Source organism: Streptomyces sp. NBC_01471, from assembly GCF_041438865.1.
Classification (GTDB): Bacteria; Actinomycetota; Actinomycetes; order Streptomycetales; family Streptomycetaceae; genus Streptomyces.
Genome location: NZ_CP109450.1, coordinates 5,241,081 through 5,256,069, shown reverse-complemented (window position 1 = coordinate 5,256,069; position 14,989 = coordinate 5,241,081). Strand labels below are relative to the sequence as shown.

General features: G+C 71.7%; 9 protein-coding genes. 2 read left to right on the top strand and 7 right to left on the bottom strand.

Translation table 11 applies throughout. The features are described 5' to 3' along the window. Positions 1 to 136: 136 nt before the first annotated feature. Positions 137 to 946 carry a sugar phosphate isomerase/epimerase family protein gene (locus OG285_RS23560; protein WP_371792118.1) on the top strand — a complete coding sequence of 270 codons (810 nt, stop codon included), beginning with the start codon at positions 137 to 139 and terminating at the stop codon, positions 944 to 946. A gap of 184 nt (positions 947 to 1,130) precedes the next feature. Further along, positions 1,131 to 2,957 (top strand): glycoside hydrolase family 3 protein, encoded by a 1,827-nt coding sequence (locus OG285_RS23555; RefSeq protein ID WP_371792117.1) that lies wholly within the window; start codon positions 1,131 to 1,133, stop codon positions 2,955 to 2,957. Between the two features lie 93 nt (positions 2,958 to 3,050). Here OG285_RS23555 and OG285_RS23550 read toward each other — a convergent pair whose 3' ends face one another. From OG285_RS23550 to OG285_RS23520, 7 genes are all read right to left on the bottom strand, one after another. After that, positions 3,051 to 4,484 (bottom strand): S28 family serine protease, encoded by a 1,434-nt coding sequence (locus OG285_RS23550; RefSeq protein ID WP_371792116.1) that lies wholly within the window; start codon positions 4,482 to 4,484, stop codon positions 3,051 to 3,053. Between the two features lie 98 nt (positions 4,485 to 4,582). Then, the gene (locus tag OG285_RS23545; protein WP_371793593.1) at positions 4,583 to 5,032 is read right to left on the bottom strand and encodes a hypothetical protein; all 450 of its coding nucleotides are present in this window, start codon (positions 5,030 to 5,032) and stop codon (positions 4,583 to 4,585) included. Between the two features lie 250 nt (positions 5,033 to 5,282). Further along, positions 5,283 to 6,440: a hypothetical protein gene (locus tag OG285_RS23540; RefSeq protein ID WP_371792115.1), complete on the bottom strand. Its 1,158-nt coding sequence runs from the start codon at positions 6,438 to 6,440 to the stop codon at positions 5,283 to 5,285. Positions 6,441 to 6,618: 178 nt separating this feature from the next. Further along, positions 6,619 to 10,482, bottom strand: coding sequence for an ABC transporter ATP-binding protein (locus OG285_RS23535; protein WP_356833805.1), 3,864 nt, complete (start codon positions 10,480 to 10,482; stop codon positions 6,619 to 6,621). Positions 10,483 to 10,726: 244 nt separating this feature from the next. Further along, a complete protein-coding gene (locus OG285_RS23530; protein ID WP_371792114.1) occupies positions 10,727 to 12,403 on the bottom strand; it encodes a thiamine pyrophosphate-binding protein in 1,677 nt (558 codons plus the stop codon). Continuing rightward, positions 12,400 to 13,368: an agmatinase gene (gene speB, locus OG285_RS23525; RefSeq protein ID WP_328377097.1), complete on the bottom strand. Its 969-nt coding sequence runs from the start codon at positions 13,366 to 13,368 to the stop codon at positions 12,400 to 12,402. The genes OG285_RS23530 and speB overlap by 4 nt, the downstream gene beginning before the upstream one ends. Before the next feature lie 91 nt (positions 13,369 to 13,459). Then, a complete protein-coding gene (locus OG285_RS23520; protein WP_371792113.1) occupies positions 13,460 to 14,962 on the bottom strand; it encodes a sodium:solute symporter in 1,503 nt (500 codons plus the stop codon). Between the last annotated feature and the right edge of the window lie 27 nt (positions 14,963 to 14,989).

The window sequence follows — 14,989 nt, the reverse complement described above, 5'->3', positions numbered from 1 at the left end:
GTCCTGGCATCAGCAGGCAAGATCTGCGGGAACCAGGGCAAGCGGAACCAGAACCGACCGAACCAACAGATCTGACGGAACTGCCAGGGCGCCGGGGCCAGGGCCGGCGGCTCAGCCTTCAGGAAGGAACAGTGCGTTGAAATTCGCGTTCTCCACCCTCGGAGTGCCAGGAATCACCGTCCCGGACGTGGTGCGGCTCGCAGCGGACAGCGGCTACCAGGGGGTCGAACTGCGCGCCCACGCCGAGGAGGCGCTGCACCCCGGCACCGGGCTGCGGGAACGGGCCGCCGCCCGCGAGGAGTTCGCCCGCGGCGGCGTCGAGATCCTCGGAGTGGCCGGATATGTACGGGTGGCCGCGCCCGGCGACGACAAGGAGATCGAGGGCGACCTCGCCGAGCTGGTCTTCCTCGCCGCCGACCTCGGCGCCCCGTTCGTCCGGGTCTTCCCCGGCGGTGGCGGCCAGGAGCCGGCCGAGGCCGACGCTGCCGCCGCCCGCAGGCTGGGAGTGGCCGCCGAGGTCGCCGCCGACAAGGGCGTCCGCATCCTCCTCGAAACCCATGACTCGCACCGCACGGGCGCCGACGCGGCCCGGGTGCTCGGCCCGGTCGGCCACCTGAACGTCGGCGCACTCTGGGACGTGATGCACACCTGGCTGGGCGGCGAGACCCCGGCGGCCAGCCATGCCGTCCTCGCCCCGCACCTCGGCTACACGCAGGTCAAGGACATCGCGTCGGCCGAGGACACCACCCCGCTGGCGCTCGGCGCCGGGGTGCTGCCGCTCGCCGAGTGCGTAGAGCTGCTCGCGCCGGATCAGGGGTGGCTCTGCTGGGAGTACGAGAAGCGCTGGTATCCGCAGGCGGCCGAACTGCCGGGGCTGCTGACGGCGGGCCGGGAGCATCTGGAGCGGCTGGCCGGTGGCGGGGCCGCGAACCGGCCGGGCAGCTAGGTCCTGTCCGGTCCGCCCTGTCGGGGACCGGCAGGGCGGGCCGGACAGGGCGGACCGCGGGCAAATGGGCCAATGCCGCCCCGATCCGGCACGCACCCTTGACCTGGCAGTTAGTTTCCGGATATCGGTGCTGCTTGGAAGTTTCCTTCAGATTCCTTGCGCAGCATGGCCGGAAGGGGCACCAGTGCAGTTCCGCACCTCCAGACGCTCTCTGCTCATCGCTACCGCAGCCGCGGTCGCCGCAGCAGCCACGGGCGTCACCGCCCACGCCGATCCCCACCGCCCCGGTCCCGACCCCAGTGGTCACGACCGGCAGCTCAAGAAGCTCATCGGCCGCATGAGCATCGAGGAGAAGGTCGGCCAGCTCTTCGTGATGCGGGTGTACGGACACTCCGCCACCGCACCCGACCAGGCCGACATCGACGCCAACCTGAAAGAGATCGGTGTCCGCACCGCCGCCGAGCTGATCGCCAAGTACCACGTCGGCGGCATCATCTACTTCAGCTGGGCGCACAACACCCGCGACCCGCACCAGATCGCCGCCCTCTCCAACGGCATCCAGCGCGCCGGTCTCGCCCAGCCCACCCCCGTACCGCTGCTGATCGCCACCGACCAGGAGCACGGCATCGTCTGCCGGGTCGGCTACCCGGCCGCCCTCTTCCCCGGCGCGATGGCGCTCGGCGCGGGGCGCTCGCGCGAGGACGTCCGTACGGTCGGCCGGATCTCCGGGGCCGAGCTGCGGGCGATCGGCATCCGGCAGGACTACTCGACGGACGCCGACGTCAACGTGAACCCCGCCAACCCGGTCATCGGAGTGCGCTCCTTCGGCTCGGAACCGGCCGCCGTGGCCCGGCTGGTCGCCGCCGAGGTGCAGGGGTATCAGAGCTCTCAGGTCGCCGCCACCGCCAAGCACTTCCCCGGCCACGGCGACACCGCGGTCGACAGCCACACCGGGATCCCGGTCATCACCCACACCCGCGAGGAGTGGGAGCGCATCGACGCGCCGCCCTTCAAGGCGGCCGTCGCGGCCGGGATCGACGCGATCATGACGGCGCACATCCAGTTCCCCGCACTGGATCCGAGCAACGATCCGGCCACCCTGTCGCAGCCGATCCTCACCGGCATCCTCCGCGAGGAGCTGGGGTACGACGGCGTCGTCGTCACCGACTCGCTGGGGATGCAGGGCGTACGGGACAAGTACGGCGACGACCGGGTGCCGGTGCTGGCGCTCAAGGCCGGCGTCGACCAGCTGCTGAACCCGCCGGACCTCGCCACCGCGTGGAAGGCGGTGCTCGGCGCGGTGCGGAGCGGGGAGCTCACCGAGGAGCGGCTGGACGAATCGATCCTGCGGATCCTGCGGCTCAAGGAGCGGCGCGCGCTCTTCAGCAGCCCGTACGTGGCCGGGGTCCGGGTGGACCGGACGGTCGGCATCCGGTCCCATCTCGTGTCGGCCGACCTGATCGCCGAGCGGACCACCACCCTGCTGGTGAACACGGACCGGCTGCTGCCGCTCTCCCGGCGCCGCGCCCGGAGTCTGCTGGTCGTCGGCCCCGACCCCGCGTCACCCACGGGGACGACGGGGCCGCCCACCACCGTGCTCGGCAAGGAGCTGACCGGTCTGGGCTTCACCACCGCGGTGCTCCCGACCGGTACCGCGCCCACCGCCGCGCTGATCGACAGCGCGGTGGCCGCGGCAGCGGGCAAGGACGCGGTGATCGTCGGCACCTACGACGTGGTCGCCGGCGACGCACAGACCAAGCTGGTGGCGGCCCTGGTCGCGACCGGGGTCCCGGTGGTGCAGATCGCGGTCCGCAATCCGTACGACATCGCCCAGCTCCCCGGCGTCCGGGCCGCGCTCGCCACGTACAGCTGGACGGATGTCGAACTCCGGGCGGCCGCACGGGTGATCGCGGGCCGGGTCTCGCCGCGCGGCCTGCTGCCGGTGCCCGTCCAGCGCGCGGACGATCCCACGAAGGTGCTGTACCCGGTGGGGCACGGCCTGACGTACTGACCCCCCGGCAGAGGCTGTGCCCGCCGCGGTGTTTCGCGGCGGGCACAGCTCAACCTGCTTCAGCGACAGCCCGGTTGACGGCCGGTGCCGGTGTCACGGCCGCAGCGACGGCTCGCGCTCCAGGCTCCTGCGGTCGAGCGTCGCGTCGTACGGGGCGAGCGGCTTGGCCCGCTGCGGGTCGGCCTGCACCGCCGCCGGGGCGACCCCGGCCCAGGCCAGGATGCGTGCGGTGGCCTTCGCCTTCTCGGCGGGGGCGAGGCCGTCGACGTTCGCGCCGTGGTTCATCCCGGGCGCGGTGTAGACATAGCTGTCGTGCGGGTGCTTCCCGACACTGAAGCGCTCGGCGCCCCAGGGGTCGTTCTGCCCGTACACGTACAGCATGTGGTCGGCGTGGTGCTTCACCCAGTTGTCCACGTCGGCCATCACGCCCGGCTGGAAGTGCATCGGGATGGAGCTGGGGACGAAGTGGCGCGGCGGCTGGTAGCCGTAGCGGCTCAGCCTGCCGAGCCAGGGCTGCTTGATGTCCGGCGAGCCGAGCTGGGTGCCCGCCTGGTAGTAGTACGGCGTGTACGTCTCAAGTCCCTGGTCGGTGTAGAAGGAGAACCCGGAGATCGTGTCGACGGAGTCCCAGATCTCCTGGTCGGTGGCGTGCGGGGCGTCGGCGGGGACGGTGTCGCAGTCGGCGAGCAGGCTGTACTGCCAGAAGCCCCAGATGTAGTCGAGCACCACGGCCTCGTACGCCTTGTCGAGCGACCCGACGGTGGTGAAGGTGTAGCCGTTGTCCTTCGCGTACTGGGCGTACTTCTCCTCCAGCGGCCCGCGGCGGATGAGCGCCTCGCGCTGGACGCCCTCCAGCCGGTCGCGGCACTCCTTGGTGCCGACGGTGCTGAGGAACCGGTCGTACGCCGAGTCCTCGTCGTTGACGACGTCGTTCGGCGCGACGTACGCGACGACCCCGTCCATGTCCTTCGGGTAGTAGCGCTCGTAGTAGGTGGCGGTCATGCCGCCCTTGGAGCCGCCGGTGGTCAGCCAGTTCCGGGTGTAGATCCTCTTGAGCGCCGTGAACAGCCGGTGCTGGTCGCTGGCGGCCTGCCAGATGTCCAGCTTGGACCAGTCGGCGGGCTGCGGCCGGGACGGCGTGAAGTAGCGGTACTCCAGTGACACCTGATTGCCGTCGACGATGCGGGTCGGCTCGGTGCGGCTGGGTGTGGTGGAGACGTTGTACCCGCCGGTGTACAGGACCGTCGGCCGGCTGGTGTCCTTGTGGAGCAGGGTGAAACGCTGGTTGAAGGTGCCCTTCGACGGGTGCCGGTGGTCGATGGGCTGGGCGTACTGGAGAACGAAGAAGCGGTAGCCCGCGTAGGGCTTCTCCTCGATAAGACTCATGCCGGGGATCGCGAGGATCCGGGCCTTGATGTCCGGGGTGTCCGGTACCGCGGCGGTGGCCGCACCGGCCGATGCCCCCGCCGCACTCAAGGTACCTATGAGCACCACGAACGCGAGCAGCCATCTGAGCGCCTTGCGCATTCAGCCCTCCCCTGGGGATCACAACGAGTAGCCGCGAACCTAGCCGGGGTAACACCAGGCACGCCAGACCCAGTTGACCATCGGGGGAGATCATCCGCTCAGCACAGGAACCAGCCGGAGTCCCCTTTCCTGCCGGAGACCGCGCCCACGGCCCGGACACAGCGGTGCGACGCACGGACCTTCACCGGCCCCGCCAGACGGGTGAAACGCCCCTTGTCGGCGACCGGCCTGGCCCCGCGCGCCTGGAGCTCGACGGACATCTGCCTCCTGGCGCCCGGCTTCCTGGCGAGGGTGACGGCGCAGACGTACTGGCCGCTCCGGTAGACCCGCAGCTGACCGGTGGCGAAGCCCACGGCCCTGACCTGGTGGCCGGGGCACCCGGACGCGGCGCTCGCCGGGTGGGCACCCGGCCCCACCAGGGCGAGCGCCACCGCGGCCACCGCCGTGAGACCTGCGGCCCAGCGGGCGGCCCCCGCGCCACGGGCGGATCCGCGCACGGGTGTGACCACCGGCGTGAGCCCCGGCCCGGACTCCGGCTTTCGCCGCAACTCGAACACTTCTTCCCCTTCGGCCGTGCGGGCGTATGTGTGTACGGACGCATGGGGCAGTCCGCTGGTTGCACCGCAGAAGCGGACAGATGGTGACAGGTTCGGCGTAATCCGTGCCACCGCCTGTGGTCCGGGGCGGTGGTCAGGGGCCCGTGGTCCAGGCTCGTGGCCGGGGTCCCATGGTCCAGGGGAGGAACCGTGCGGACGGTCACCGAGGGGCGCGGAACGGGCCCTCCGGGCAGCAGCGCGCCTACGGGCCCGAGTCCACCAGCGGAGCCCCGGCGCGGGCGCGGCGCCGGCCGCGGACTCCGCCCCGGCCGCCCCGCTCGCGGACCGGCCACAGCAGCACGTACGCCGTGGACAGCGCCACGAACGCCAGCCGCAGCAGGCCGCGCGCCGCGTCGTCCGGGACGACGAAGACACTGCCGTACAGCGTCAGCAGTGCCAGCCAGCTCCACCACGGCACCAGCCGGCGCTGTCCGATGACGTCCCACAGCAGCGTGCCGAGCAGCACCGACGCCGTGTAGTACGTGTAGACGCTCGGGTCGAGCACGATGCGGGCGTTGGCACCGAGCAGGACCACCGCGGGCCAGCGGCCCCGCCAGACCGCCACCGTGCCGAGCACCAGGCCGAGCGCGGCCTGCGCGGGGCGGTCCCAGCCGGGAGTCTCCGGGTCGCCGACCCCGAGCCAGCGCAGAGCGGACGCCGGATGGTTGGGGATGGCGAACTTGGCCGCGGCGAAGGACTGCGGGTCGCCGACGAAGAACGGCAGCCAGGCGACCGCCAGCAGCCCCGCGCACCACAGGGCGGCCCGCAGCCAGTGCCGCCGGGGAAGGGCCAGCAGCAGCGGGAGGAAGGCCAGCGCGGTCGGTTTGGAGTCCATCGCGAGGGCGAGAAACGCGCCGGTGGCGGCAGGGTTGCCCCGGGTGACGGCCCGGACCGCGAGCGCGGTGAAGAACAGCGCGAGCACGTCGTCCAGGTGTCCGAAGCGGACCGCGACCTCGATCCACATGGGGATGAAGGCGAGCCCGGCGATCAGCACCCGCTGGCGCAGCCGCTGGTGGTTGGTGCCGGTGCCGAGCAGATGGTGCGCGGCGCTGCGCCCGGCCAGCACGACGATGACCAGGCCGAGCAGGGACATCAGCGCGGCGGCGAGGAACTGTCCGGTGGCCTCGGGGAACGGGTTGAACAGCCCGGCGACGAGGAAGCTCACCGGCCCCATCTGGAGCTCGGGGTGGTGGGCGTAGAGGTTGAGGCCGCCGGTGCCGCCGCCGCCCTGGTAGATCAGCTCGCCGCCGGTGTGCAGATAGTGCCAGGAGAAGCCGCCGTGCGGCTCCACCACGGCGAACCACAGCACCGTCCAGACGGTGAGCAGCACCAAGTGCATCCGCTGGCTGATCGTCGGCACCGTATCTCAGCTCCCGCTTCCGGTGTGTGCGCTGTCGGGGCTGCACATCCCGGTAGAGAAGAGGGCCGAACGGGAGAAAAAGTTGCCCGACGGCAGACGTGTGCCCCCGGTAACGCTCTCATCCCGTACTCACAGTGATCTCATGAGGTCCCCTTCGCACCGGCCCGGTGGGCCCCTGCTACGCGACCGCTTCCGCCGGCTCCCCCACGAAGGTCCGCCACAGCCGTGCGTAGCTGCCGTCCAGGGTGAGCAGCTCCTCGTGCGTGCCGTCCTCGATCACCCGGCCGTGGTCCATCACCACCACCCGGTCCGCCCGCGCCGCGGTGGTCAGCCGGTGGGCGACCACCAGCGTGGTCCGCCGCCCGGCGATCCGGTCCGTGGCCTGGTTGACCTGCGCCTCGGACGCCAGGTCGAGCGCGGCCGTCGCCTCGTCGAGCAGCAGGATGTCCGGGTCGACCAGCTCGGCGCGGGCCAGCGCGATCAGCTGCCGCTGGCCGGCCGACAGGTTGCGGCCGCGCTCGGCCACCTCGTGGAGGTAGCCGCCCTCCAGGGTCGCGATCATGTCGTGCGCGCCGACCGCCCGCGCCGCCGCCTCGACCTCGGCGTCAGTGGCGTCCGCCCGCCCGTAGGCGATGGCGTCGCGGACCGTACCCGCGAAGAGGTACGCCTCCTGCGGGACGACTCCGAGCCGGTGCCGGTAGGACGTCATGTCCATGTCCCGCAGATCGGTACCGTCGGCCGTGACCCGGCCCGCTGTCGGGTCGTAGAACCGCGCGACCAGCTTGACCAGCGTGGACTTGCCCGCGCCGGTCTCCCCGACGAAGGCGACCGTCTGCCCGGCGGGGATCCGCAGATCGATGCCGCTCAGCGCCGTCTCGGCCGCATCGGCCGGTCCGTACGCGAACGAGACGCCCTCGAAGGCGATCTCGCCGCGCAGCGAGGTGACCTCCAGCGGTACCGCGCTCGCCTCGGTCGACGTGGGCTCGGTGAGGAGCTCCTGGATGCGCTTGAGCGAGACGGTGGCCTGCTGGTACCCGTCGAAGACCTGGGAGAGCTGCTGCACGGGGGCGAAGAACAGGTCGATGTACAGGAGGTACGCGACCAGGGCGCCCGTGGTGAGGGTGCCGGCCTCGACCCGGTGGGAGCCGACGATCAGCACGGAGGCCGCGGCCACCGACGACAGCAGCTGGACGAACGGGAAGTAGACCGAGATCAGCCACTGGCCGCGCACCCGCGCCTGCCGGTAGTGGTCGCTGCGGCCCGAGAAGCGGCCCGCGCCGGTGGACTCGCGGCGGAACGCCTGCACGATCCGCAGCCCGGAGACGGACTCCTGGAGGTCGGCGTTGACGACGGAGACCCGCTCGCGCGCCAGCTCGTACGCCTGGACGCTCTTCTTGCGGAAGAAGTACGTGGCGACGGCCAGGAACGGCAGCGTCGCGAAGACGACCAGTGCCAGCTGCACATCGAGCACGAACAGCACCACGAGGATGCCGAAGAAGGTGACGACCGAGACGAACGCGGTGACCAGGCCGGTCTGCAGGAAGGTGGAGAGCGCGTCCACGTCCGTGGTCATCCGCGTCATGATCCGGCCGGTCAGCTCGCGCTCGTAGTAGTCGAGGCCGAGCCGCTGGAGCTGCGCGAAGATCTTCAGACGCAGCGTGTAGAGGACGCGCTCGCCGGTGCGTCCGGTCATCCGGGTCTCGCCGGTCTGCGCCAGCCACTGGACGGCCACGGTGACCAGCCCGAGCCCGGCCGCCGTCCACACCGCGCCGGTGGCGAGCCTGGTGACGCCCTGGTCGATGCCGTGCCGGATCAGCACGGGCAGGAGCAGTCCCATGCCCGCGTCGACCGCGACGAGGAACAGGCTGATGAGCAGGACGGGCCCGAAGCCGCGCAGCAGCCGGCGCAGCCCGTACGAGGTCTCGGCCGCGACGGCGTGCGCCTCGTCCACGTCCGGGGTGTCCGTGGCGGGCGGCAACGCCGCGACCTGGGCGAGGAGTTCGGGCGTCGCGGGCATCCCGCCGGGCGCGGGGTCGCGGTCGGCGCCGCCGGGTCCGGCGCCGGTCGCGGCGGCCGGGTTGTCGTTGCGGACCCAGAGCGGCGGGGTGATGCCCCGCTCGACGTCGAACTCGGCGTCCAGCTCGGCGCGTACGGAGGTGTCCTCCGGCTCGTCCGCGGCGGGCCCGGTGTGGCCGGGCGAGACGCCGCCCAGCTCGTCCGGGTCGGTCAGCAGCTGCCGGTAGAGCGCCGAGCGCTCCTCCAGCTCCGCGTGCGTACCGACGTCGGCGAGCCGGCCCCCTTCTATGACCGCGATGCGGTCGGCGAGGTTGAGGGTGGAGCGGCGGTGCGCGATGAGCAGGGTGGTCCGGCCCGCCATCACCCCGCGCAGCGCCTCGTGGATCTCGTGCTCGACGCGGGCGTCCACGGCGGATGTGGCGTCGTCCAGGAGGAGCAGCCTGGGGTCGGTGAGGATGGCGCGGGCGAGCGCGACGCGCTGGCGCTGGCCTCCGGAGAGGGTGAGGCCGTGCTCGCCGACGGTGGTGTCGTATCCGTCGGGCAGCTCGGCGATGAAGCGGTCGGCCTGGGCGGCGCGCGCCGCGGTGCGGACCTGCTCGTCGGTGGCGTCGGGGAAGCCGTAGGCGATGTTGGCGCGGACGGTGTCGGAGAAGAGGAAGCTGTCCTCGGGCACCAGGCCGATGGCGGACCGCAGCGATTCCAGGGTCAGCTCGCGCACGTCATGGCCTCCGATGAGGACCGCGCCGTGCGAGACGTCGTAGAAGCGTGGCAGGAGCAGCGAGACGGTGGACTTGCCGCTGCCGGACGAGCCGACGACGGCGACGGTCTCGCCCGGCGCGATGGTCAGCGAGAAGCCGTCGAGCACGGGCCGGTCCTCGGTGTACCCGAAGGAGACACCGTCGAACTCGACGGTGGCCTCGGCGTCCGCCGGGAGCGTCTTCGTGCCGTCCGCGATGGACGGCTCGGTGTCGATGAGCTCCAGGACGCGTTCGACGCCCGCGCGGGCCTGCTGGCCCACGGTGAGCACCATGGCGAGCATCCGGACCGGGCCGACGAGCTGGGCCAGGTAGGACGAGAAGGCGACGAACGTCCCGAGGGTGATCTCGCCCCGGGTGGCCAGCCAGCCGCCGAGCGCCAGCATCGCGACCTGCCCGAGCGCGGGGACGGCCTGGAGCGCGGGCGTGTAGCGGGAGTTCAGCTTGATGGTGCGCAGCCGCCCGGCGAAGAGCCTGCGGCTGACCGTGCGGAGCTTGCCGGTCTCCTGGTCCTCCTGGCCGAATCCCTTCACCACACGGACCCCGGTGACGGCTCCGTCGACGACGCCCGCGACGGCGGCGGCCTGCCCCTGGGCGTACCAGGTGGCGGGGAAGAGCCGCGCCCTGCTGCGCTTGGCGATGATCCACAGGGCAGGTGCCACGGCCACGGCGATCAGCGTCAGGAGCGGGGAGAGCCAGGCCATGATGCCCAGCGAGATCAGGAAGAGCAGCACGTTGCCGAGGGTCATCGGCAGCATGAAGAGCAGCCCCTGGATGAGCTGGAGGTCGCTGGTGGCGCGGCCGATGACCTGCCCGGTGGACAGCTCGTCCTGACGGCGGCCGTCCAGCTTCATGATCGTCCCGTACATCTCGGTACGGAGGTCGTGCTGGACGTCGAGGGCGAGGCGCCCGCCGTAGTAGCGCCTGACGTAGGTGAGGACGTACACGACGACGGCGGCGCCGATCAGCAGCCCCGTCCAGACGGCGAGGGAGCGGGTGCCATTGCCGATGACGTCATCGATGATCACCTTGGTGACCAGCGGGACGAGCGCCATGACGGCCATCCCGGCGAGCGACGACCCGAGGGCCAGCAGCACATTGCGCCGGTACCGCCAGGCATACCCGGTGAGCCGTCTCGCCCAGCCCTGCCGCCGCGCCTCCCCGGCCGCGGCCTCCCGCGCACCGTCCTGCTCCGGGTCCTGCCGCGCACCGCCCTGCTGCACGCTGTCCTGTTGCGCGGCGTCCGCCACTGGTGCCTCCCGTTGTCTCATACCACCGGAAGGATCCAACGCGGCGACCTGGGGATTTCATCCCGCGGCAACAATCGGGGGCGGAAGCCGGTCCGAAGGACGTAGGGGGCCGGTCTGCGGACGTAGGTCCGGGATGGAGGAAGGGCCGCCCAGGACCGGAGCGGTCGTCCTGCCTCGTCCCGCTGTCCAACGTCGCGTTCAGGGCGCGTACGACCGCCGCCTGAACCGCGGCCCCGCACCTGGACCGGGCGGGGCCGGGTCCGCCTCAGCCCAGGTGCGTGGGCGCGAACATCTTCAGCACCGCCGGCAGCACGACCACCGAAGGGCCCGGCTCCGCCAGCGACCTGGCCAGGTCATCGGTCAGTGTCTCCGGGGTCGTCCGCAGCGCCGGGACCCCGAAGGACTCGGCCAGGGCGACGAAGTCCGGGCGGGTGAGTTCCGTGGCGGTGGCCTCGCCGAAGGCGTCCTCCATGTACTCGCGCAGGATGCCGTAGCCGCCGTCGTCCACGATCAGCCAGGTGACCGGCAGCCCGTACTGCCTGGCCGTGGCCAGTTCCGCGATCGAGTACATCGCGCCGCCGTCGCCCGACACCGCGAGGACCGGTGTCGTCGGGTCGGCGACCGCCGCGCCCAGCGCGGCCGGGAAGCCGTAGCCGAGGCCGCCCGCGCCCTGGGCGGAGTGCAGGGCGCCGGGCCAGGCGGACCAGGCCCAGTAGGCGAGGATCGTCATGTCCCAGAAGCTCGGGGACGTCTCCGGCAGCGCGGCCCTGACCGAGGCCAGGATCTGCTGTTCGCGGTCCAGGTCCTGGCCGGCGATCCGCTCGCCGACCTTCGCGAGGACGGTGCGTACGGCGTCGGCCGCGCCCGGGTCCGTGCGCTCCTCCACCGTTTCGAGCAGGGCGGACAGCGCGATACGGGCGTCCGCGTGGATGCCGAGCGCCGGGTGGTTGGACTCCAGCTTGCCGAGGTCCGCCTCGATCTGGACGACCCGGCCGCGCGGCTTGAACGTGTGGTAGTTCGAGGAGAGTTCACCGAGTCCGGAGCCGACGACCAGCAGGACATCGGCCGCCTCCAGGAAGTCCGTGGTGTGCCGGTCCTCCATCCAGGACTGGAGCGAGAGCGGGTGCTCCCAGGGGAACGCGCCCTTCCCGCCGACGGTGCAGACGACCGGGGCGTCCAGGCGTTCGGCGAGCGCGAGCAGCTTCCCGGCCGCGTCGGACCGTACGACACCACCGCCCGCGATGATCACCGGGCGCTCGGCGTGCGAGAGCAAGTGGGCTGCCACCGCGGTCAGTTCGGGGCGGGGCTCCAGCTCGCGCGGGGTCGCGTCCAGCGCGGTCACCGGCGGCAGGGCCGTCTCCGCGAGCAGGACGTCCTGCGGGATCTCCACCCAGACCGGGCCGTGCGGCGCGGTCAGCGCGGACTCCCAGGCCGCCGCGATGGCGGAGGGGATCTGGGACGCGGTGCGCACGGTGTGCACGGACTTCACGATGTCGCGGAACGACGCCTTCTGGTCGCGGAGTTCGTGCAGATAGCCGTGCCGGCCGCCGCCGAGCCCGGCCGTCGGGACCTGGCTGGAGACGGCGAGCACGGGGGCGCTGGCCGCCGCCGCCTCCTGGAGCGCGGCGAGCGAGGTCAGCGCGCCGGGACCGGTGGAGAGCAGCAGCGGGGCCACCTCGCCGGTGATCCGGCCGTACGCGTCGGCGGCGAAGCCCGCGTTGTTCTCGACGCGCAGCCCCACGTACGAGAGCGCGGAGCGGCGCAGCGCGTCGAACATGCCGAGCGCGTGCTGTCCGGGCAGCCCGAAGACGGTGGTGGCGCCCAGGCCCTGGAGGGTTTCGACGACGAGGTCGCCGCCGTTGCGCCCCGCCGGGGGGTTCAGCGCGGCCGCGGTCTGCTCGGCGGTGAGCCGCGGGGTCTCGTGGTGGTGGTCGTGGGTCACTTCGCCCGGGCCTCGGCAATCTGGCGCGACATGATCGTGGTGAGTTCGTACGCCGTGTGGGACGCGGCGACGGAGGTGATCTCGGCGTGATCGTACGCCGGTGCGACCTCGACCAGGTCGGCCGAGACCAGGTGGCAGGAGGAGAGGCCGCGGACGATCTCCAGGAGTTCACGGGAGGTCAGGCCGCCCGCCTCCGGGGTGCCCGTGCCGGGCGCGTGCGCCGGGTCCAGCACGTCGATGTCGATGGAGATGTACAGCGGCCGGCTGCCGATGCGCTGGCGGAGCTGGTCGGTGATCTCGTCGACCCCACGCCGCATGACGTCGGCCGACGAGACGATGCCGAAGCCCATCTTCGCGTCGTCGTCCAGGTCCTTCTTGCCGTAGAGCGGGCCGCGCGTGCCGACGTGGGAGAGCGCGGACGTGTCGAGGATGCCTTCCTCGACGGCCCGGCGGAACGGCGTGCCGTGGGTGTACTCGGCTCCGAAGTAGGTGTCCCAGGTGTCCAGGTGCGCGTCGAAGTGGAGCAGTGCGACCGGGCCGTGCTGCTTGGCGACCGAGCGCAGCAGCGGCAGCGCGATCGTGTGGTCGCCGCCGAGCGTCATCAGCCGGGCGCCGGTGGAGAGCAGGTCGTCGGCGGCGGCCTCGATGGTGTCGACGGCCTCGTTGATGTTGAACGGGTTGGCCGCGATGTCGCCCGCGTCGGCGACCTGCGCCAGCGCGAACGGCGACGCGTCCTGCGCCGGGTTGTACGGGCGCAGCAGCCGGGACGCCTCGCGGATGGCGTTGCCGCCGAAGCGGGCGCCGGGCCGGTAGGAGACACCGGAGTCGAAGGGCACACCGACGACCGCCACGTCGGCGGTGCCGACCTCGTCGAGCCGGGGCAGCCTGGCGAAGGTCGCGGGGCCGGCGTACCGGGGGACGCGGGAGGAATCGACGGGGCCGCGCGGCTGTTCGGTGCTGCTCATGGGTGTGCCCTTCTTCTCTGTTTTTCGGCGCTTTTTAAGCGTGTTCCGCGCTTTTGAAGCGTGTTCGGCGCTTTTTCGGCACGGGGGAACTCTAACGAGGGGCCGGTACGGAGTCCGATCCGGAGGCGGTCCCGGGGGCGGGGACGGCTTCCGCGCCGGATCCGTCCCGCCCGGCCAGCCGCTCCCGCCAGGCGGCGAGCACCGCCGCGTCCGTCGGCCTGGTGGCCAGCGACACGACGACGTACACGACCAGGGAGCAGAGCAGCCCGTAGTAGATGGGCTCGTTGGCGAGGGCTCCGTACGCCGCCATCAGGCCCAGGACGACGAGCCCGCCCGCCGCGACGGACGCCAGCGCACCCTGCACCGTGCCGCGCTTCCACAGCAGGCCGCCGAGGATCGGCACCAGCAACCCGCCGACCAGCAGGTTGTACGCGACGGTGAGCGCTTCGACGACGTTGTTCAGGGCGATGGCGATACAGATGACCAGGACACCCATGGCGAGGATGAAGGCCCGGTTGCCGCGCACCTCGTCGTGGTCGTCGCCCCGGGCGCTCCCGCCGCCCCGTATCCCGCGCAGCCGCGACCAGATGTCGTTGTTGGCGACGGTGGCGCAGGCGATCAGCGCCCCGGACGAGGTGGACATCACCGCGGCCAGTGCGGCGGCGAGGACCAGTCCCCGTACGCCGATGGGCAGTTCGTCCTTCACGATGGTGGCGAAGGCGGCGTCGGAGCTGGGCAGCTTCGGGTACATGACCTTGGCGGCCGTCCCGATGACGGCCCCGGCGACCGCGTACACCAGGCAGTACGTACCGGCGACCGTGCCGCCGAGCCGGGCGACCTTGTCGCTGCGCGCGGTGAAGACCCGCTGCCAGATGTCCTGCCCGATGAGCATGCCGAAGGTGTAGATCAGGACGTACGTGAAGATCGTCTCGCCGCCGATGCCCAGCGGGTCGAAGTACGAGGTGGGCAGCTTGGCCTTCATCTCGGAGAAGCCGCCGGCCTTGACGATCGCGATCGGCAGCAGCAGGAGCAGCACTCCGATCGTCTTGACGACGAACTGCACCATGTCGGTGAGGGTGATCGACCACATGCCGCCGAGCGTCGAGTACGCGACGACGATCGCACCGCCGATGATGATCGACACGGTCCGGTTCATGTCGAAGAGGACGTCGAAGATCGTGGCGTAGGCGATGGTCGAGGTGACGGCGAGCATCAGCGTGTACGCCCACATGACGACGCCGGAGATGACCCCGGCCCTGCCGCCGTAGCGCAGGTCGAGCATCTCGGAGACGGTGTAGACCTTCAGCCGGGCGATGCGCCCGGAGAAGAAGATGCTGAGCGCGAGGAGCCCCAGGCCGATGGTGAAGACCATCCAGGCGCCGGAGAGCCCGTACTGGTACCCGAGGCCCACACCGCCGATGGTGGAGGCGCCGCCGAGCACGATCGCGGCCATGGTCCCGGAGTACATGGCGGGGCCGAGCCTGCGGCCCGCCACCAGGAACTCGGACTTGGACTTGGCGCGGCGCATGCCCCACCAGCCCATGGCGAGCATGCCCGCCAGATAGGCCACGATCACCGCGTAGTCGACTGCCATGCGCCCTCCTTCTCTTCGGCCTCTGCC

Bases quoted from the DNA above. Each gene is read 5' to 3' on its own strand.
- OG285_RS23535 (WP_356833805.1), bottom strand. From the start codon at position 10,482: ATGAGACAACGGGAGGCACCAGTGGCGGACGCCGCGCAACAGGACAGC.
- speB (WP_328377097.1), bottom strand. From the start codon at position 13,368: ATGAGCAGCACCGAACAGCCGCGCGGCCCCGTCGATTCCTCCCGCGTC.
- OG285_RS23520 (WP_371792113.1), bottom strand. From the start codon at position 14,962: ATGGCAGTCGACTACGCGGTGATCGTGGCCTATCTGGCGGGCATGCTC.
- OG285_RS23550 (WP_371792116.1), bottom strand. From the start codon at position 4,484: ATGCGCAAGGCGCTCAGATGGCTGCTCGCGTTCGTGGTGCTCATAGGT.